13 protein-coding genes are annotated in these 18,560 nt (G+C 66.2%); 10 read left to right on the top strand and 3 right to left on the bottom strand.

The window, feature by feature from the left end; all coding sequences use genetic code 11:
- The first annotated feature begins 5 nt into the window (after positions 1-5).
- The 3 genes from ACLJPX_RS35695 to ACLJPX_RS35685 are packed head-to-tail and all read left to right on the top strand — an operon-like array spanning position 6 to position 2,644.
- Positions 6-1,232, top strand: a complete 1,227-nt coding sequence (locus ACLJPX_RS35695; protein WP_410604759.1) for a cytochrome P450 family protein — start codon at positions 6-8, stop codon at positions 1,230-1,232.
- Between the two features lie 18 nt (positions 1,233-1,250).
- The gene (locus ACLJPX_RS35690) at positions 1,251-1,670 is read left to right on the top strand and encodes a hotdog fold thioesterase (RefSeq protein ID WP_410604758.1); all 420 of its coding nucleotides are present in this window, start codon (positions 1,251-1,253) and stop codon (positions 1,668-1,670) included.
- A 2-nt stretch (positions 1,671-1,672) separates the two neighbouring features.
- Positions 1,673-2,644 carry an aldo/keto reductase gene (locus tag ACLJPX_RS35685; protein ID WP_410604804.1) on the top strand — a complete coding sequence of 324 codons (972 nt, stop codon included), beginning with the start codon at positions 1,673-1,675 and terminating at the stop codon, positions 2,642-2,644.
- 762 nt (positions 2,645-3,406) lie between these two features.
- Here the strand turns inward: ACLJPX_RS35685 and ACLJPX_RS35680 are convergent.
- Positions 3,407-4,084 (bottom strand): NAD(P)-dependent oxidoreductase, encoded by a 678-nt coding sequence (locus ACLJPX_RS35680; RefSeq protein ID WP_410604757.1) that lies wholly within the window; start codon positions 4,082-4,084, stop codon positions 3,407-3,409.
- Positions 4,085-4,551: 467 nt separating this feature from the next.
- Entirely contained in the window at positions 4,552-5,130 is a 579-nt protein-coding gene (locus ACLJPX_RS35675; protein ID WP_410604756.1) for an SMI1/KNR4 family protein, read from the bottom strand.
- A gap of 746 nt (positions 5,131-5,876) precedes the next feature.
- On the opposite strand from ACLJPX_RS35675, the gene ACLJPX_RS35670 reads away from it, so the two are divergent.
- The 7 genes from ACLJPX_RS35670 to ACLJPX_RS35640 all read left to right on the top strand — a co-directional run bounded on the left by ACLJPX_RS35670 (position 5,877) and on the right by ACLJPX_RS35640 (position 15,493).
- Positions 5,877-6,560, top strand: a complete 684-nt coding sequence (locus ACLJPX_RS35670) for a hypothetical protein (protein WP_410604755.1) — start codon at positions 5,877-5,879, stop codon at positions 6,558-6,560.
- Positions 6,560-6,862, top strand: coding sequence for a hypothetical protein (locus ACLJPX_RS35665; protein ID WP_410604754.1), 303 nt, complete (start codon positions 6,560-6,562; stop codon positions 6,860-6,862). The genes ACLJPX_RS35670 and ACLJPX_RS35665 overlap by 1 nt, the downstream gene beginning before the upstream one ends.
- A gap of 9 nt (positions 6,863-6,871) precedes the next feature.
- Positions 6,872-7,993, top strand: coding sequence for a hypothetical protein (locus ACLJPX_RS35660; RefSeq protein ID WP_410604753.1), 1,122 nt, complete (start codon positions 6,872-6,874; stop codon positions 7,991-7,993).
- A complete protein-coding gene (locus ACLJPX_RS35655; protein ID WP_410604752.1) occupies positions 7,993-9,465 on the top strand; it encodes an SCO6880 family protein in 1,473 nt (490 codons plus the stop codon). Before ACLJPX_RS35660 ends, ACLJPX_RS35655 begins: the two co-directional genes overlap by 1 nt.
- Before the next feature lie 393 nt (positions 9,466-9,858).
- Positions 9,859-12,438 carry a helix-turn-helix transcriptional regulator gene (locus tag ACLJPX_RS35650; RefSeq protein WP_410604751.1) on the top strand — a complete coding sequence of 860 codons (2,580 nt, stop codon included), beginning with the start codon at positions 9,859-9,861 and terminating at the stop codon, positions 12,436-12,438.
- 209 nt (positions 12,439-12,647) lie between these two features.
- Positions 12,648-14,957 (top strand): hypothetical protein, encoded by a 2,310-nt coding sequence (locus ACLJPX_RS35645; protein WP_410604750.1) that lies wholly within the window; start codon positions 12,648-12,650, stop codon positions 14,955-14,957.
- Between the two features lie 2 nt (positions 14,958-14,959).
- Positions 14,960-15,493: a type VII secretion system-associated protein gene (locus ACLJPX_RS35640; RefSeq protein WP_410604749.1), complete on the top strand. Its 534-nt coding sequence runs from the start codon at positions 14,960-14,962 to the stop codon at positions 15,491-15,493.
- Positions 15,494-15,501: 8 nt separating this feature from the next.
- On the opposite strand, the gene ACLJPX_RS35635 is transcribed toward ACLJPX_RS35640, so the two are convergent.
- The gene (locus tag ACLJPX_RS35635; protein WP_410604748.1) at positions 15,502-18,552 is read right to left on the bottom strand and encodes an AAA family ATPase; all 3,051 of its coding nucleotides are present in this window, start codon (positions 18,550-18,552) and stop codon (positions 15,502-15,504) included.
- Positions 18,553-18,560: the final 8 nt, after the last annotated feature.

Genomic DNA, 18,560 nt, shown 5'->3' with positions numbered 1-18,560 from the left:
TCGAGATGGAGCTTACGCAGCAGGACGGGATCCCCGAGGTTCTGGGCCGCATCAGGATGAAGGATCTGATGGTCGACCCGTACGGGACTTTGGCCGGGGTCAGGGAGGCGACTCCGGCGTTCGCGATCGAGAACAACGGTTACCGGATGTGGGCCATTACCCGCTATCACGATGTCCGCAAGGTCCTTGCGGACCCCACGGTACTGCGTGATCTTGTCGAGCACCGGCGCGAGATCAATTCGCACTGCATGGTTCGCGAAATGCCGAGAGCACACCTCCCTCACGGATCTCGGAGAGGCTTCTTCGATCGCGATGGTGAGAGCCATCGTCACTTGCGCGGCCTGGTGGGGAACGTCTTCACTCCGGCGAGGCTGGCCGCGCTCCGGCCCCGGGTCGAGAAACTCGCTGACGAACTACTGGACACGCTGCCGGTGGGAGAGCCGGTCGAACTCATCGGTTCTTTCGCGCGCCCCATCGCGGGCACGATCATCTGCGAGTTGCTCGGCGTCATTCCCGACGAGCAGAACATGCTGGCCGCGAACGAGAGCGAGATGATCACTTCGTCGAACATCAGCGAGATCGAAAAGGCTGTGGGCGAACTACATGCTTTTGCGAAGAAACTCGCCGAGGAAAAGCGCGAGGAGCCGGGTGACGATCTCAGCACACGCCTTTTGCGCTTGTACGAAAACAACGAGATGTCCGAGGATGAGTTGATCTCGACCTACATCCTGATCCTGGTCGGGGGGATGGAGCCGTCCAGCGCCATCGGTAACGGTGTGTTCGCCCTGCTGTCGAATCCCGGGCAATTGGCAAAGGTGCTCGCCGAGCCTGAGCTCTTCACCGAGTGTGTCAACGAGGTGGTGCGGTATGAGTCGCCGTTCCGTTTCGTCCCACCACGCTATACCTCCGCGCCGTTGGAACTCGATGGCGTGACGATTCCGGCGGGCGAGCTTCTGCTCATCTCACCTGCCGCGGCCAATCGCGACCCAGCACGGTTCGATGAGCCGGACGTCTTCGATGTCGAACGGAACACGACCGGTCACCTGGGCTTCGGGCACGGTGTGCATCGATGCCTGGGTTCGGAGCTGGGCAAGATCGAAACCGCCACAGCGTTGCGAACGCTGTTCCGGCGGTTCCCGGACACGCGCCTGGTGGACCCTCCGGAGCGGGCGAGCTGGCGTCCAGGCAAGTTCATGCGGCGCCTGGACGCACTTCCGGTCATCCTGCGCTGACGACGAAAGGTGCTTGAAATGAACGCGCCCCTGCCCAGAGCCGATACGCTGCTTGACCCGAAGCTTGACCAGCTGGCGGCTCGGATGGGTATCCGGATCACCGACCCGAATCGGGACCGGTTGGTGGGAACCATGCCGGTGACAGGCAACCGGCAACCGTGGGGAAGGCTGCACGGTGGCGCCAGCGCGGTGCTGGCCGAGACGTTGGGGTCGGCCGCCGCGGCCAAGCATGCGGCTGATCACGACCGTGTCCCGCTGGGTGTCGAGCTGTCCTGCTCGCACCACCGCGGCGTGTATGAGGGCCAGGTCACCGGGGTCGTCACACCTCTGCACCTCGGCAGGACGATGTCGTCCTTCGAGATCGTGATCTCCGATGATGCGGGGGTCCGGGTCTGTACTGCCAGGTTGAGCTGCATCCTGCGAGCCAAGGAACGATGACGATGGAGAAGCGGAAGTTCTCCGGCGGGGCGGTGGAGGTGTCCCGGCTCGGCCTGGGAACCTCGACGTGGGGCCGCAGGGGCTCAGAGGACGACTCGGCCGCGCAGTTGCGCCTGTTCGCCGATGCCGGCGGAACGCTGATCGAAACCGCCAATGTGTACGGCAATGGTGGGAGCGAGACAATGATCGGCGAGCTGTTGTCGACGGTCTTCACCCGTGCTGACTTCGTGCTCGCGACAAAGGCGGGACTGGTCCCAGGGAAACCGCCGCTGAAGACGGACGCCTCCGCAGAGCGACTGCTCACCGAACTGGAGGGCTCACTGCGACGTCTTCGAACAGACCACGTCGAGCTCTGGCAGGTCCATGCCTGGGACTACGCGGTGCCGATCGAGGAGACCCTCCGAGCGGTCGACACCGCGATCTTTTCGGGGAAGGCCATCGCGGTCGGCGTCTGCAACTACTGCGGGTGGCAGACCGCTGAAGCCGCAACCGTTCAGCAGCTTCGCGGGCAGGCGCCTTTGGCGACGGCGGAGGTGGAGTATTCACTGCTTCAGCGTGGCATCGAGCGTGAGGTGGTCCCGGCGGCCCACGAGTTCGGTATCGACATCATGCCGTGGGCTCCACTCGGCCGTGGTGTGCTCACCGGGAAGTACGCTTCCGGGATTCGCGCCGCCAATCGGGAGAGCAAGTTCTTCCGCTGGTACGTCGAGAAGTACGCGACCGACGAGAGATGCGCGACGATTGTGCAGGAAGTTCTTCGGTGCGCGCGGGAGCTGGAGGTGTCGCCGCCTGCCATCGCGCTGAGCTGGGTCCGTGACCGGCCGCGGGTGGTGGCCCCGCTCGTCGGGGCGAGAACGGCTGAACAGTTGGCGGAGTCCCTCGAATCCGAGTCGCTGGTGCTCCCCGGCGAGATCAGGCAGCGCCTGGACGCGGTGTCGGAGATACCGATCACTTACCCTGAACACCGGATATGACGACAGATGAATTGGGCTTCTCGCCCAGCGTCTGAATGCGGCATGTTCCACGCCCGCCGCCTCGGCGGCGAGCCGGAAAGGGTTGTCAGCGGCAGGTGGCCCCGGCATCGCCCAACAGCCGAATGATTCTCACGCGCTCCGGGGTTGCCAGATTTCCGCTGCTGCGAAAGCCTCATCGGTGAGTCGAACCGCTACTCTCTCTCCGGGTCGGACCGGTCGCACCGCGCATATCCAGCCTTCGCCTACCAGCTTCGCGGCCGCGATATGGTCACACCACGCGCCGTCGATGGCGATATCAGGACAACATCCGGCCAGCATTTCCGCTCTTCCGGCCGCGACCGCTCGGAGTATCGCCTTGTCCCTGAAGCTCAAGACCTTCGGGTCCATGATGACCACTTCCACTCACTGCCTGTCGTTATTCTCAGGATGCACGAGGAAGTGAACTGAACCAACCGTCCCTACACAACAGTGCCCGATTTTGGAACCTCAAGTGCCCTATCTCACTTGAGTCGCGACTTCCCTGGCCCCGCGGGCGAGTCGGGTGCCGAGTCCACTTGAGACGCTGGAGCCCGCGAGACCGGACTGTCGCTGCTCGGGCCGCGGCTGACGGTGCCGCCTCCCGTCACCTCGTCATCGCGATCACGGCGAAAAGGCTCCTGGCGCGCCGGTGGTGGCGACCGGGAAGAGCGGGTGTCCCCGGGAACCGGCGGTATCCGGCGGATGAGCCGGATACCGCTCGGCCGGCGGTGTGGCCGGGCCGGATCAGGACGACGGGCTGCCGGAGCTTTCCACGGCGTTCCCGAGATTGACGTGCGCCCGGTGGTGACCGCCCTTCTCGATAAGGTCGACGAATCCGAGAGCGTAGTCCGCGGCGGAGATCAGGCCTCCGTTACCGGGCTGGACCGCGATGTCGTCGCCGAGCCGGTAGTGACCGAGTGGATCGCTGGGCATGCGGGCGCCGAATCGGAGCGCCGGACTGACGAAGACCCAGTCGAGAGTCTCAGGGGTGGCAGGGAGGTCCTCGATGATGAGCGCCGAGCCGGCGAGGATCTCGCCATGAAGCTTCGGAGGGATGCGGCTGAGGTCGGAGACGAAGCGATCCGCTCCGGGAGCCGGGCGAAGCGAGGAGTAGCCTCCGACGACGAATAGCGGTACTTCCGCCGCGTCGGCCAGGCGGGCGATAGTGCCGTAAACGTCGCGGAACGTCGAGGACAGTGAGCCACGTGGGGCGATCGCGCCCACTACGACGTCCGCGGCCGCGATGGTCGCCGCGAGCGGCTCTTCGTCAGAGACGTCGCCTTGGACATAGCTGACGTCCGCGATCGGAGTGTCGGGGAGTGAGCGGCTCAGCGACGTGACCTGGTGCCCGCGAGCGGCCGCCTCCGCGGCAATGGCCGATCCGGCATAGCCGGTGCCGCCTATTACAGCAATCTTTGGCATGAGGTACCCTTCCGGAGGTCGGTTTCGGTCGTGCGTTTGCGCAGGCGGATATCCGAATTCCGGCAGGGACCCGCAGATCGGCGACCAAGCCCTTTTCGTCAGTGCCCTCCGTACTGCGGGCTGACGCGCTGATCCGGCTTCCGGCGCTGAATCGGTATCGGCAGGGTCACTCTTCATCGCGGGCAATGCGGATGCAAGGTCTGGTTCCACCGCATGGAACCAGACCTTGCCTGAAATCTGACCATGGAAGAGTTCTCTTTAATCTGGAGAATCTCTCCGGAGGCGAGGTGCCGCGGTGTGGAGTCGTGCTCATCTCGCCGAGTGTTTCGGCGGTCGGCCGCGAGGCGGAAGTCGGCAGGGTGGCCGGAGTGAGCGGGGCAGGCCAAGGATATAAGGAAATCGATACGGTTACTCGATGTCGGGCGGTTGTGTAGAGGGACGAAGTGGTGTCTGTCGATTCTTCGGTATCAGTCCTCGTGATAGTCTTGATGCAAAGTCGTCACCATGGCTGCAAAGTTTTCGTAGTGTTCAGGTGCTTCCCCGTCGCCAGGCCACCATTCGTACGCGTCCCAGTCCGCGTTGTCGCCCGCACTCGACGCGTGAAGCAGCAGGTACTGGCCGCTTCCGCCGTTGTCGTCCGAAATCAGCAGGCATTGCTTCAGCAGTTCGATATGGTCGGCGAAGTGCTCAAGTTCGGACCATGTTTTCATGATATTCGGCTCGAGGTCGGCGAACCAGCCAATGTCGTCGACCTTGCGCAGATCGACAGCGTAGGAGATTGTGCTCCAGCCGTTGCTGGCGAGCAGGAAATTGCGATAGGTCGGTGGCAACCTGGTGCCAATACGTTTCTCCGTGGTCGCGATTTCCTCTTCGGTCGCCGGTTCGTATCCGAGCCAGCCGCTGCTTCGCTGGACTTCGCTGACAAAGTACTTGTCTCGTCCTTCGGATTCGAGTTCATGCAGGAACTCTGAATCGAGGAACTCCGCGCTGTAGCTTCGCAGGAATCCGTGCCAATCGGCCGGTGATAGCAGTTCTGGTCGATCCATGGACGCACTCCTTGTGATGATGACAAGTTTCGAGCGATTCTTGCAGGGAGGATATTTGCGCGCCAACCAGTCTGCCCTTTCGGGTAGAACTGCTGGCCGTAACTCCGGGGTTCGGAAGGCCGGTCGGGCAGGAGAGAGGGTTGTCTTCACTGTCGGGGTAATGTCTGTGCGTGCCGCCGTGATCTCGATGACGCTTCGAACGGTCCGCGAAAGCGGGGTGGACGGTAGCGAGACGCAGACGCCCTTGGGGATCAGTGGCCTTGGTGCGAGAGACGAGACGGGGCCTGCTTTGCCCGAGAACACCCTTTTCGTTCGCAGTTCGGACATAGATCCATGACTTCGCTGGGCAATTAGCCGCCGCGGCCACACACTCCCAGTAGCCTCACGATTAGGTCAGGAGGTGAGCGATGTGGTCGGCGTTTCCGCCGTGGCCCGCGTCTTTGGCGGAGTGCTGATAACGCGGGAGTGTGGACCGGCTGTCGACGCGGGGTGCGAGGGAGTACGGACCTCGGGCTTACCTTGACCGACGATGTCGCTCGCCAGGGCGGCTGACCCATACGAGGCGGACGCCGTGCCTGCGGGTCTGACCGCTCACGGGGCGGGGTCTCCGACAACTGTGAAGTCGGGGCGGCTGATGGGCCCTGCCGCGCCCTCGGTGTCAAGGACGCCGGGACCGATTCCGGGAGAAAGGCTCGATCAGCATGCATGAGAATCCGCCAGGCTATGAGACCGAGCAACCTCTTGACTTGAGCAAGCCGGTCGTCCAGGCATCGCACGGCAAGGGGAATTCCTCGCGCGAGGAACAACGCGTGAGGACGAGCCGGCCGAAAAGCTCCGATGAGCCAGTACCCGTAACCCCGGTCGTGACGGGCCCGGCTGCCGGTAACGCACTCTCCGGCCTGATCGCGGTGATCAATCTTCAGACTCGAAGTTACAAGAGTGTGGTTTCGAGGTTGCTCTTCGGCGCCATCGAACGAAGCCAGCCAGGAGTGCGTCTGTGGAACGGGGCCGGCGACACCAGGCCCGGCGGCTTGGTCATCGGGGACATGCCGTCGGACCTGAGCGGTGCTGACTGGCAGCGCCAGACGGCGCTGGCCGACCAGTTGGTGATCCCGGTTCCCGATGACGTGCTGGCGGCGAACGCCGCGCAGTGGCTGCTGGACCGCCTTGCCGCAGGGGGACGGCCTGACCTGGCGGAGGCGGCTGTCGTGGTGGCCATCCAAACCGGGCGCGACCGGAAGCTGGCTCGCAGGATCGTCCGGCACTTCCGGGCACGAACGGCGAAGGTCATACGGGTGAGGCTGCGGCAGGACACCGTGCCGACCGGGAACGACTCTCTGTGCAGGCCGCTGGCGAGGGCCGTCCTGCGGGAGATGGAACAGACCGATCGTGATCTCGCCGTCCGTGACTACAAGATGGCCGTGAGCTGATGATCATTCACATTCTCGCCCAGTCGCCGAACCCCTTCGACGGCGTCGTGCCCAACTTCGACGTCTTCGGTGTCGAGTTCAATTCCACTTGGAAGAAGCTCTTGGGTGGTGTCTGGGGGCTGGCGTTCGTCTTGTTCGCCTTCGGCGCGATCCGAGCGACGCTGGAACTGCAGTCGGCGAAACGCAACGGCTATGAGTCGTCGGTCGCCGGCCATACCGCGGCACTCAAGCGATCGGTGATCGGGCTGGGGCTGCTGGCCAGCCTCGGGCTGATCTTCGGTGCCGTGCTGGCTGTGTTCTGAGACCGCGACATGCCTGGCATCGGCGATCACGCCCCGAAGGCCGACTTCGTCACAGATCCGTCGACCCCTCTCGACGACCTGGCGAACTCGGTCCACAGTTCGGCGTTCGATCTGGTGAAGCAGATCTTGGACGGGTTGGGAGAACCGGGGAACCTGGATCCGACGACTCCCGGATTCCTGGCCCAGTACGCCGCGGCCGCCGGTATCGGCCTCGTGATCATGGCCTTCGCCGCTGTTTTCTCGATCGTGCACAGCATGCGCCAGGGCGGGCGGGACGACCTGAGAGAGTCCTTGTTCAAGTACCTGCCATTGGCCGTCTTCTTGATCACGTTCTCCCCGGCGATCGGGGTCCTGGTGATCAATGTGGGAAACGCGGCGACCAAGGGGATCGCTGAGTGGGGCGCCACGACGATCGGAAAGACGGGCTCCCGTGTCGATACGCTGGCCGCACTGACCGCGGACAAGCTGCCTGGCGGCACCTTCGTCGGGCTGATCGTGTCCGTTCTGATAGTCGCCGGCGCGCTGGGCGTGTTCGTCGTGCTCGCGATCGAGAAGGTCGGACTACCGGTGGCAGGGATCGTCGCCGGGATCGGCTGGGGCATGCTCGTGCATCCTCGATGGCGGCTGAAGGCGCTGCAAGCACCCAAGGTCTGGCTGGGGCTGGTTTTCGCCAAACCTGCCCTCTTCCTTTTGCTGGCAGTGGCCTTCGGCGCGTTCGGGTCGGCTGAGGAGAAGCCGGAAGGCGTCGGCGGCTTGATCCTGTTGTGCCTCCTCGCGGTCGCGTTGGCTGTCTCGAGCGCTGTCCCTCTCCTGCTCGTCCGTAAATTCCCGGCTGGCGGCCGGGAGACGGCGGTCCGCCCGTACGGCGTGGGGTCGGCCCCCGTCGGTGTCCGAGGCCCGGCCGCCGCGTCACTGGATCGAGTGACTGTGATCACACCATCGACCCTCGATCGGGCATCCGGTCCCGCGCGCACGATCGAGCAGGCTTATGAAACCGCCCAGCGACATCGGAGCACCCCGCAACGGGACCGCGGACAAGCGAAGGAGCGGCCCGCTACCTCCGGAGCGAACCACATGGACGAAGCGAGCAGCACTGAAGTGATGACGCCACCTGGCCGGAGGAACACCTGATGCGCACTTCGGTACTGGGCGGGGAGATCGCCGGCCGTGGCGTGCTGGGCAGAGTGGACAACCGCACCGGCGTCGCGCTCGGTGTCACCGCCCTGGTCGCCGCTTTCCTGTGGCTGGCGGTGGGCGGTGCTGCGGGCACCGTCTCGGGACTGGGCATCCTCGCGAGCGGTGTGATGGTCCTGTACCCCTGGAACGGGGGGCGTTCCTGGGCCGCGGGATGGATTCGGCGCGGCCGGTTCTTCTTCCGGCGATGGCGAGGTACCACGACATACACTGTCGGCTCTGAAGGGACGGAACCGGTGCTGCCTCCGCCTGTCGGCAGGGTCGCACCGTTGGACCTGGCCGGTACGCCGCACGAAGACATGTTCGTCCTCAGGCACGACAACCCAGGAGAGGCACCGTACCTGTCGGTGGTGATCGAGATCGAAGGGCAACCACAGCGGTTGCGCACGATCGCGGAGTTCGAAGCCTCTTCGGCGCGGTACGGGGTGATGTTGTCCCAGCTCGCCCGAGACGGGTCTTTCATCCGCGGACTCCAGCAGATCAACCGCATCCTGCCGCACGATCCCGCTCGCCATCGCGCGTTCGTCGCGGCTCGGATCGCGAGCAGACCGGGTATCGAGGCGCTCGTCAGCTCCTACGAGGATCTGATCGATCTCACCACGTACACCTCGGAGCAGCATCGCAACTATCTGGTCGCCCGCTTCCCGTTGACCGGCGAGTTCGCGGCCGGCGCCCGGCGCTACGGTCAAGGCGAAACAGGCTGGGCAGGGCTGGTTCGGGAAGAACTGGCGAGATTGACAGAACTCGTGGGACGGGCGGACCTGGTCCGCCCGCGAGTGCTGGGTGAGCAGCGGACCTGCGCGGTCCTGCGGTCGATGCAGGATCCGGCTTTCCCTGTGGACCAGCACGAGGGAGTCCGCTGGAGCAATTGCTGGCAGGGCTACCAGGCGGAACAGGGCCACGTGACGGTCAACGACCGCTGGCTGCACCGGGTGGCGACAGTCCCGCCGGACTCGGTCGCCGCGGTGCCGCTCGGACCGCATTGGCTCGCCCCGTTGCTGGTGGAGGTCAACCCGGCGGTGATCCGCACGTTGAGTGTGCGCATGGAGTTCGTCCCTGCGCGGGTCGCCAGGGCGAGGGCGGTCCGGGACGTCGCCGTCGACGGCGCGAGCCGGCGCAGTGCCGCCGCCAAGGGACAGGTCGGAGACGGCACGGACGAGATGCTGCTGTCCGCCTCCCGGCGGCGGCTCGACGATCTGACTCCAGGCGGCGGTCACCATGGGGTGGTCTGGACAATGGCGCTCTCCGTCACCGCGGCCGATGCCGGTGAGCTCGCGCGAGCGTCCACCCGGGTGGCGAACGCGGCCGCGAACTGCGCGATCGGCCGACTGGAGTGGCAGGACACCTGGCACGACGCGGCCGCGATCGTCACTTATCCGCTGGCGCGGGGTATGGCCGTGACCGCGTGACGGATGGCTTGGACAACGAGGCGCAGTCGATCGGCGAGACCGCCGGATGTTCGGGCTCAATCCGAATTCTGGTCGGACTCTTGCCCAGACCCGCTGAAAGCGAGAGCCAGTTCGTCATAGATCGGCGTCGGTTCTTCGCTGGGTAACACGTCGGAATCCGGCGCTGCTTCGTCATTCGCCTTGGGGCTCGGCTGAGGGTTCACGGGGCCGACTGTAGCCACCCCCGCTGGAACTTTAGGTTTCCAGTGATTCCAGGGCAGCGGGATTGCCTGGAATGACCAGGTTGACGTGGATAGAGAAATCATTGAGTCGTCTCCAGTGAAATCGGTGACGTCGTGGGAAGAAAGGATGCCCAGGGCTGGATTCGTTAATCCGGGATCGGAGGGATGAGTGATGGCACGTCAGCGTGGCGGACTGGTGGGGCGGCGGGTCGAACTCGATGCCCTTGTCGAGGGCGGCGTCTCTGGCCCTGTTTTGGTTCACGGCCTTCCCGGCAGCGGGAAGACCGCGCTGCTGCAGGAGGCTTGCCGGGTGTTCACGGGCCGAGCGCAGCCGGTTCTCTCGGTCCATTCTCTCACCGACGGGCCGGCGTGGGACAGGTTCGGCTTCCGGGCTGTCCTCGATGCGGTGCGCGGGCAGTACGAGCTGTTCGACGCGCACCCCAGGCTCCCGGATTCGCTGGACGAAGTCAGCAAGTTGTGCACAGAAGACGGTTACGCCGATCCTTGGACGAGGTTCGGCTTGCTGCACGCGATGAGCACGCTCTACACCCGCCTGAACACCTCTGCGGCGGTGACGGTCGTCCTCGACGATGTCGACCATCTTCCCGATCCGATGCCGGCCGTGGCCCCGGTGCACCGCGCGGGACATCTCGTGATCGCCTCGTGCACGGTCGCGCCGGAGCGCGTACCGACTCCGCTAGGCGAGACGTTCTCGCGGATGATCGAGCTCGGACCACTTTCGCCGGACAGGACGTCGGACCTCCTGCGGCGTTTGGCGGGGCCCGTGTCGCCGACGGTCGAGCGGTCGGTTCGAGAAGCCCTTGGCCCGCTGTGGGGCAACCCGGGCGCTGTGGTGTCGACGATGAACGATCTCCGCGACCGAGGCAGGCTCGACGCGGTCGGTGGCCGTACCCGCTTACGCGATCCCGCGACCCCTGTCGCCCTGCCTGCCGGGCATCCCTGCTTCGAGTTGCTGGCTCCGCTGGGCGAAGTCGGCAGACAGGTCGTTCTGCTCGCTTCAAGCCCGGAGGGCTTGCTCGTCGATGACCTTCGGTTCCTGGAGGGGAACGCCGGCCGCGCGGTCGACACACTGCTCCGAGACGGCCTTCTCGATTGGGAGCCGTCCGGCTTGATCCGATGCCGGATACCGGGTATCGGCACCGCGGTGGAGGCGACTGCCGTGGAAGGCGCACGCGAGCGGCTGCATGGCGCGATCGCCGAGCGCATGCTCGAACCCGGGGACGGGCCTGGAGCACGTCCGGGCGCCGCGGCCAGGCATATCGCCTCCGCCGGACAGGCCTTGCCCAGTCGTGAGGAATTCGGGGCGGTCCTCCGGAGCGCCGAAGTGACGTTGGCCGCGGACGCCGCAACGAGTACTCGCCACCTGCTCGCCGCCTGGTGGCACACAGGCCCAGGGGCCGGGCGCGTCGCCTTCCAGCGCCGCGTCATCCGGCATCTGGTCCGCGTAGCCGACTACTCCGCCATGGCAGGGTTCGCCGCCGACGCGTCGAAGGACGAGCTGAGGGCCGGTGAACGGGCTGAGCTCGCTGTGGCGGCGACTTTGGCGGCGCTGCACCTGGGGCAGCCGGTTCCCCGCGAAGTCCGGGAAGAACTAGGCCGAGACGAGGAGAGCGGCTCGGTAGTGCGGCTTGCCGACAGCTGGTTCTCCGGCGACCGCGTCGAGCCGGATGGCATCGCCGCCTGCCTGCTGCCGGTATGGCAGCGGATCGGCTGCGCCCCGGCTGAGTCGAACCCGCTCGGTCGGGAGCGGCTGTACAGGGATTCCCTGATCGCGGACGCCTGCGCCGTGCGAGACCTCGCTCCCGCGTTCGAAGCGGTACTGGGCCAGGACTACCAGGTGCCGGCTCGTGGCCCGTTGTCCGCGTACCACCGGATCCGTTCCGGGTACGCCGAAGGCCGGTGGAACGACGCTCTCGCGGCGCTGGAGGAGTTGGAGCTCCAAGACACCGTCAGTGAGCTCGTCCTCGAGCATGCCCGGCTGCTGGCGGCCGAGATGCGGGGTTGGAATGACGATGGCCATCAGGCGGTCGCTCTGCTTGACATCGTGCCGCAGCCGGGGTACTTCCCTCACCACAGAGCCTGGGTCGAGGCCGGGCTGCGCCACCGTGCCGGTGAAACCGAGAAGGCGTTCGAAGCCGGCCAGCGGGCCCTCCGTGCCCATCCTTTCGCCCGAGACGAGGTCGGAGTCGCGCGGCTGCTTGTCCGGCTGGCCTGGCTCGCGGGCCGCGTCGAAAACAAGGGGCAGCGGCGCGTCGTCGTCGAGCTCGCGGAGACATATCACGAACGTCGCAAGTCCTCTCGTTCGTCGGGGGTGCTGGGGCTGGTGCGTGGCCTGTCGGGCGACGGGGCGGAGATCGAGACAGCGGAAAGGCTTGTCCGATGGCTCGGTGACCGCGAACTCGTGCTCCTGGGCACGTCGGCCGCGCAGCTGTCCGGTTCGCCGGAGGGGCGGCTGCGTGAAGCGTACGAGAACACGCGTCCCGGCGGTGTTCCGCAGTCGGCAGGCGCGGTCGAGCAGCCGGCCGCGGAGGTGTTGTCCGGAACCGAACTGGAGATCCTGGAGCTCATCCGGTCGGGGCAGACCAACCGGCAGATCGCCCGGCGGGTCCGGATGAGCGAAAAGACGGTCGAGAAGTACCTTTCCCGCTTGTTCACCAAAGCCGGTTGCCGGACCAGGTACGGCTTGGCGACGTCGAAGCTGGGGCGGCACCAGGACGCCATCGGTGCCTAGAGGCGCCGGGCTCCTCCCGAGCGGAATCGCTCAGGGGTCGGCGATCAGCGTTGTTCGTGAGGGATCTCCGCTCGGATAGCGGTGAGGCAGTGTTCAGCGTCACGATGGACCTGCCGGTCTATCACAGTGGACAGGGACCTGAGGAGCCGCCGGAGACCCGGTACCGGTTCTCCGCGAAGTACACCGACGACAACCGGAAGGCGAAACCGATGTCGCTCTTCAAGTTGCGGCGCCACAGTCGTCGCAAGGCGGTCGCTGCCTGCCTGCGGGTCGGCGACGCGGTGGTCGTCCACGGCCCTCAAGGCATGACCGACCAGGCGGCCCAGCTGGCATCGTCGTTGCGAGCCGGCACAGACTGTGTCCTGGTCGTCGTGGACTTCCTGCCCGCCCGTACGTCGTTCCGAGAATGGGACGCTGTAGCGACGTTGGCCGTCGAGGAACAGCGACCGATCCGGTTGTTCCCCTCCGAGGAGGCCGGTGAAATCCCACTGTCGGCCGCGCAAGCGCTCTCGGATCGCGTAGGACTCCCCGTGTACTGCCCCGATGGCGCGATGCTGGTCGGCCCGACCGGTGTGATTTTCCTGCCGCCCGAAAGCAGTGAAGGATGGGCTGTCTGCACGCCGGTGCAGTCTCCGACGTTTCAAGGGCGGCGTTATCCAGTGCCGGCGTGGGAAGGGCAGGTGGCGTCGAGCCCGTTCCGGGTAGGCGCGGCCACGTCGGCCGAACCGCTGCCGGCCGGGCTTTGGTTCCACACCGAGGGGCCCGAGGCATGGCTGGAAGCCAGCCGCGCCAAGCTCATTCGCTGGCTGCGTGTCTCCCCGCACGAATGTACCGTCGTACTCGGGGCGCACGGTGTGTCACCGCTGCCGTTGGCGGATGTCGCGCAGTGGTGGGCAGCGGTCCCCCAGGAGGTGCGGGCTCGCGTCCGGTTCTTCTGCTTCGGTGAGTTCGCCGTGACGGAAGGCGACTCGTCCGGACAGGCCCTTGCCGACGCGCTTGGCGAAGAAGTCGTTTGCTACGCGGGGTTCCCGATCGGCAGCCCGGACTTGCCGGAGGCATTCGTACTACGCCGGGACGGCACCCACGGTGTTCGTGCGTTCGCCGACCAGCTCGCTTACCAGCCTCGGCCCGATCCCGCGGCCGATCCGGTCGGGCCGCACGTCCGTCGTTCTCGGCACCCCGGCGAGAACCTGGTGGAGGACCGGCCGGGAATCTATCGACATGAGTCCGGAGCTGTCATCGAAGTCGTCCAGGCAGGTCTGTGGGTTCGACCCCTTGGCGAGCCTGCCCATGCCACGGCCGTCAGGACGATGCCCGCCGACCCAGCCGCACTTCTCGTGTTCCACGACCCGGCGGAGCAAGAACTCGCCGTACGGGTGATCGACGAGTTGCCGTACAAGCTCCGTGACGTGACGAAGACCGTTTCGGTGGCTTCCCCAGCTGATCTGTCGCGGACATCGGCCGGCATCGAGGCTGTCCCCGCAGCGCCCCTTACCCCGCTGCCTCGCCTGTCCGAGCTGCTACGACGGCAGGTGGCCCCGGCCACCACGGCCACGGTGGTCGCGGACCCCGACATCGCGGCGCGCCTGGAGCCGGCGAGCGTACCCGTCGACGACGACGCGGTGTCCGTCACTATGGAGATTCCCCAAACGTCTTCGAAACCGCCGCTCAGCGAGTCCGCGGAATCCACCGAGTTCCTGCTGCCGTCCGTGATGGCGGAAAAGCGTTCAGTCTGGCAGCCGGTGCCGGATCCGGAACAGCGGGCGTTGCCGGCGACGGCAGGGTTCACCGTCCAGCAAAGCTTCGTCCGCGACGGCCGCGAGTCGGCCTTCGACGCGCTGTCCGACCGGGTCGAGGGCGTCATGCGACGGTTTTCGCCCAACCGGAAGGTTTCCGAGAAGAGTCTCATCGCGGCGGTGGCCGCTGGGCTCTACCTGGCAGGTGAGGACCCGGACGTCGACGTCGGCCTGCGGCTCGGCAAGGCCGGTCCCCATGTCGATTTCGGACGTTGCGTGGCAGCCGGCATGACCAAGTTTCCCTTGCACCGCAAGGCGGCTGCGACGGTGATCGAGCCAGAGGACGGGCTATGGGACCTCTTGGAGGGTGGACGGATACTACGGGAGTGGGGCTTTTTCCACGCACGCACGGTGCTAGGGCCGGCTGAGAGCGGCTCGACCGATCTGGTCATCTGGTCGCTCACCGGCAGGCTCACGGCGTCGATCGAGCCGGTGAACGAAAGTGTCGCCGATCGGGTTGTGTTCCCGCCTGGAACTTCCTTCAAGGTGCTCGAATCCGTGAAACCCGATGGAGCGCAGCGAGGGAGGATCCTGGTACGCGAGCTGGCGGCCGCGGAAGCCGCCGAGGGCGACAAGTCCGTCGGCCGCGACGATCTCGTGCGGGCGGCCCTGAGGACATTCGCCGATCGAGGGACCAGGACATCGGCTTCGGTGCCACCGGCCGAGGCAAGCAGATTCGACCGCGTGCCCGGCATGACCGATGCGCTGGTCGGGAAGGAGTGACAGTGGGAGGGCCGACCGAGGAGCCACCTGAGAGCCAGGTGCTGCTTCTTCTGGATCCCGCGTTCGAGCTGAGCGATGAGCAGGAAGGTATCCCCCCGCATGTCATCCTGGGGGCGTGGCAGGTCGATGAAGCTGGCGAACCCAGCCGCTTCCACCCCAACCCGGAGTACCGGCCGAACTCACCGGATTCGCCGCTCGATCCTGTGGACGCGGTGCTCAGGGCACTTGCCGGCGGCGAGGATGTCGCCGATCACTTGAGTGTCGTGCTACAGGACAGCGTGCTGGCGATCGCCGTGGACGAGGACGGCACGGCCGTGGTCCGGTCCGCCCCGGACGGGGTGGCAGTGGTCCTGGTGACGACGTCCTACGGTCATCGTCCACAGGCCGGGCGTGATCTTCGATGGCTTGACGTCACGCTCGAGGAGCTTGCCGAGGCACTGCCGTCGCAGGGGGTGGACGTGCTGCTGAATCCTGATTCCCCCGCGTCCATGCGGGTGCTGGCGCAAGCGATCCGGACGATGGCGGACGACGGCTGAACGGCGATTCAGAGGTTCAGTTCGCCGTTCACGACCGCCGTGGAGATTTCGATGCGCGAGCGGTATCCACTCCGGGAGAAGAGCCGGCTCAGGCGCCCTTCCACGCTCTTCTCACTCAGGTCCAAAGCGGTGGCGATCTGTTTGTTGCTCAGGCCTTCGGCAACCAGTGTCGCCAGAAGCCGCTCGTTCTCTTCCGTCGTTTCACGTCGACCGGGAACGGCGACACCGTGTTCTCGCATGAGATTCCGGGCTTTCGCGCGGTGAAGGAGGGCATCGCCGTCGCCCATGAGTTCGTAGGCTTCGCGGAGAAGGGAAGGATCCGCGACCCCGTGCTTCACCAAACACGCGATGGTGAGTGACAGTTCGAAAGGCTGATTCCTCGAGCGAGCGCGGCGCAGGCATTCGGCCGCCACGTGAGGGTCGTGCTCGACCACCGCGCGGATGAACAGAGCGAGTAGCGTGGCACGGCCGGTCGCCAGGTCGTGTGCCAGCCGGTCGACGACGATCAAGCAGCGCTCCGCCGTCTTCCGATCCCCGGCATCGAGGGCCAAGTCCGCCAATTCCGCGTAGGCGGTATCGCAGCCGACCACGAGGCCACGTTCCTCCGCCGCTGTCAGTGCGGTGGTCAACCGCTCGGCCGCGCGACGGTGGTCACCCAGCGCTTGATCGATCCGCGATTCCGCGAAGTCCAGCAGATGCGCCAGCGCCGGTGTTTGCTTGCGGGCGGCGGTCAGCAGTTCGCGCGCTGCCGTGAAGCGTCCTTGGCTGACAAGCGCGGAGACCGCAGCGTGGAACATCCCGGTCCGCGCGGGGAAAAGGCCAGAGCCTGGCCCTAGCGCCACAAACCGGCAGGCCAGTTCGGTCGCGGAGCCGAAGTCGCCGCGCAGAGCCGCGGCCATCACCCGGTTGGCGAGTCCCGCGCCGTTCAAGGGAAGGCCTTCGTCAGCCAGTAGCTTCTCCGCACGGCCGAGCTCGCCGTTCACCAGCAGTCCGGTCAGATGCGCGTCGACTTGTTCGAAACGATAACGCGCTACCGCGCGCAGCGGCCATCGTTCCCGATCGCGCAAGCTTTGGTCGAACGGCTCCGCTCGACCTTGCCACAGACTGCCGCTTGCCTTGATGAGACGCCCGAAAACGGCGTGTGCACGTCCGTCCTGGGATGCCCGGCCATCGGCCTCCGACCAGCGCTCGGCCTCCATCCAGCGGTCGAGCCGAGCGCAGGCGAAGCTCCGTAGCGCCGCTCGCTCCCCGGCGCCGCAGGGGAGCCGCAGTTCGCCGTCCGCCATGTCGCGCAGGGCCTCGGTGTCGCCCAGATCGCCGAGGCCACGGACGAGCAGTGCTTGGGCTTCGATTACGGCGTCCGGGCCCAGGTGCTCCTCGAGGCCCTCCAGCAGCAGCCGCGCGGTTCGCACGCTTTTCTCCTGGTCGCCGTAGGCGAGGTAAGCCGCGGCCAGGGGAAGCAGCGCATTGGCCCGTTGCGCCGGGTCATCGGCGAGGTCGGCCGCGGCTTCGAGCCATCGGACGGCGGATCGGACGTTGGCGTCGCCGGCTTCGATGGCACGGCCGATGAGTTCTTCCGTTCCACGGGCTGGGTCGATCAGCCTGCCGGCTTCGGCGACGAGGTTCGCACGATGGTCAGGGTCGTGGCACAAAGCTTCGCTTGACCACAAGGCCTCGACAGCGGCGGCCGCGAGGCCCCGGGACGCATACGGTCCGCAGAATCCGGCCAACGCGTCGCCGACGAGAGGGATGGTGAAGCGCCACATCGCGGCGGTCCCGCGGTGGACCACGCCTACCCTGCGTAAGGACTCCCAGTGGTCTAGGACTTCGCGCTCGGCTATGCCGAGTACGGCGCCGGCCAATCGTGGCGCGGCGTCACCGAGTGGGAACAGCCAGGCCAGGGCCTTGGCCGACTCCCACACGGTCGGCCCCAGTTCTCGGACCAGCTGAAGACACTCGGCCGGTAGCGGGGGCTCCGCCCGGGCTGTCCCGGGGACCAGGAACGCGGACTGCCCGACAACGCGGATCGCTCCGTTTCGCAGCAAGGTCTCTGTCGCCGCGCGTACGGCGGAATACACGCCGCGGCTCGCGGTGTGGACACGATCGACGAGAGCGGGCTCGGGTGCTGCCTGGAGGGTGTTCTTCAACCGGTCGGTCATCTGGCCTTTGTCCAGCGGGGGCAGGCGCAGTGTGTGCACCAGGCTTTCCTTGCGGAGCCGGGCCAGTACGTCGGGGCCGTAGTGGGCGGCGGCACCGTTCACCGGGACGCGCAGCGTTCCGACACAGGTCAGGTGCCGGCCATCGAGCATCCGGATCAGCGCTTCCAGGACCGCGAGGGAATGACGGTCGATCCACTGCAGGTCGTCGATCAGCAGGACCGTGCCGTCACCGGCGCGTCGCAGCGCGGCGGCCGCGGCATGGGCCGCCCGCCGTGCCACCGCGGGCTCGTCGGCGGCACCGGCGACGGGGCCGATCGTCGCCCACGCGGGCTCGTCACGGACCGGCCCCCGCAATCGTGTGGCGGCCGCCCCGTGCCTTCCGGCAGGCGAGAGAGAGAACTTCGCGGGGAGCACATCGCCTCTCGACGTGAATCTCATCGCCGAAACATGCTTGCGCTGGGTTTCGTAGCGCTCGCAAAGCCGGGCGAGCGCGGTGGTACGGCCGGTGCCGGCGAATCCGGTCAACAACACCAGAGGTGTCTCCGCCGCGCCGACGGCATCGAGGATGTCCTCCACCGTGTCATCGTCGATGAATCGACGCGAAGCAGATGTACACAGAGGACGTTCGTCGGAGATCGTGCCCGAAGTTCTCCCATTCCGATGTTTCGGACATCCTCCGGTCGCTCGGGGCGTCCACCGGGGTGGATAGAGATTTTCTTGAGTACCGGGTGGTCCTCTGAAACTCGGACCGATCGCAGACGGGCACGAATGAGGAAAGGAGAGTCGCAGCGTGAGCCAGAACGTTGCTTTGGTGACCAAGGCGCTGTCCGGAATCACGGCGGTGCGTGAGACCACGACGGTGCCCGTGCACGAAAGTGCACCGCTGTCCAGGAACCGCACTGCCGAGC

The sequence above is a fragment of the Amycolatopsis sp. lyj-90 genome, from assembly GCF_046549035.1.
Classification (GTDB): Bacteria; Actinomycetota; Actinomycetes; order Mycobacteriales; family Pseudonocardiaceae; genus Amycolatopsis.
Note: the sequence above shows the minus strand (reverse complement) of the source record. Positions and strands in the feature narration are given on the sequence as shown.

Excerpts from the sequence above, each read along its gene's own strand:
- ACLJPX_RS35685 (WP_410604804.1), top strand. The coding sequence starts at position 1,673 with ATGGAGAAGCGGAAGTTCTCCGGCGGGGCGGTGGAGGTGTCCCGGCTC.
- ACLJPX_RS35645 (WP_410604750.1), top strand. The coding sequence starts at position 12,648 with ATGTCGCTCTTCAAGTTGCGGCGCCACAGTCGTCGCAAGGCGGTCGCT.
- ACLJPX_RS35665 (WP_410604754.1), top strand. The coding sequence starts at position 6,560 with ATGATCATTCACATTCTCGCCCAGTCGCCGAACCCCTTCGACGGCGTC.
- ACLJPX_RS35675 (WP_410604756.1), bottom strand. The coding sequence starts at position 5,130 with ATGGATCGACCAGAACTGCTATCACCGGCCGATTGGCACGGATTCCTG.
- ACLJPX_RS35650 (WP_410604751.1), top strand. The coding sequence starts at position 9,859 with ATGGCACGTCAGCGTGGCGGACTGGTGGGGCGGCGGGTCGAACTCGAT.
- ACLJPX_RS35695 (WP_410604759.1), top strand. The coding sequence starts at position 6 with ATGGAGCTTACGCAGCAGGACGGGATCCCCGAGGTTCTGGGCCGCATC.
- ACLJPX_RS35655 (WP_410604752.1), top strand. The coding sequence starts at position 7,993 with ATGCGCACTTCGGTACTGGGCGGGGAGATCGCCGGCCGTGGCGTGCTG.
- ACLJPX_RS35690 (WP_410604758.1), top strand. The coding sequence starts at position 1,251 with ATGAACGCGCCCCTGCCCAGAGCCGATACGCTGCTTGACCCGAAGCTT.
- ACLJPX_RS35660 (WP_410604753.1), top strand. The coding sequence starts at position 6,872 with ATGCCTGGCATCGGCGATCACGCCCCGAAGGCCGACTTCGTCACAGAT.
- ACLJPX_RS35680 (WP_410604757.1), bottom strand. The coding sequence starts at position 4,084 with ATGCCAAAGATTGCTGTAATAGGCGGCACCGGCTATGCCGGATCGGCC.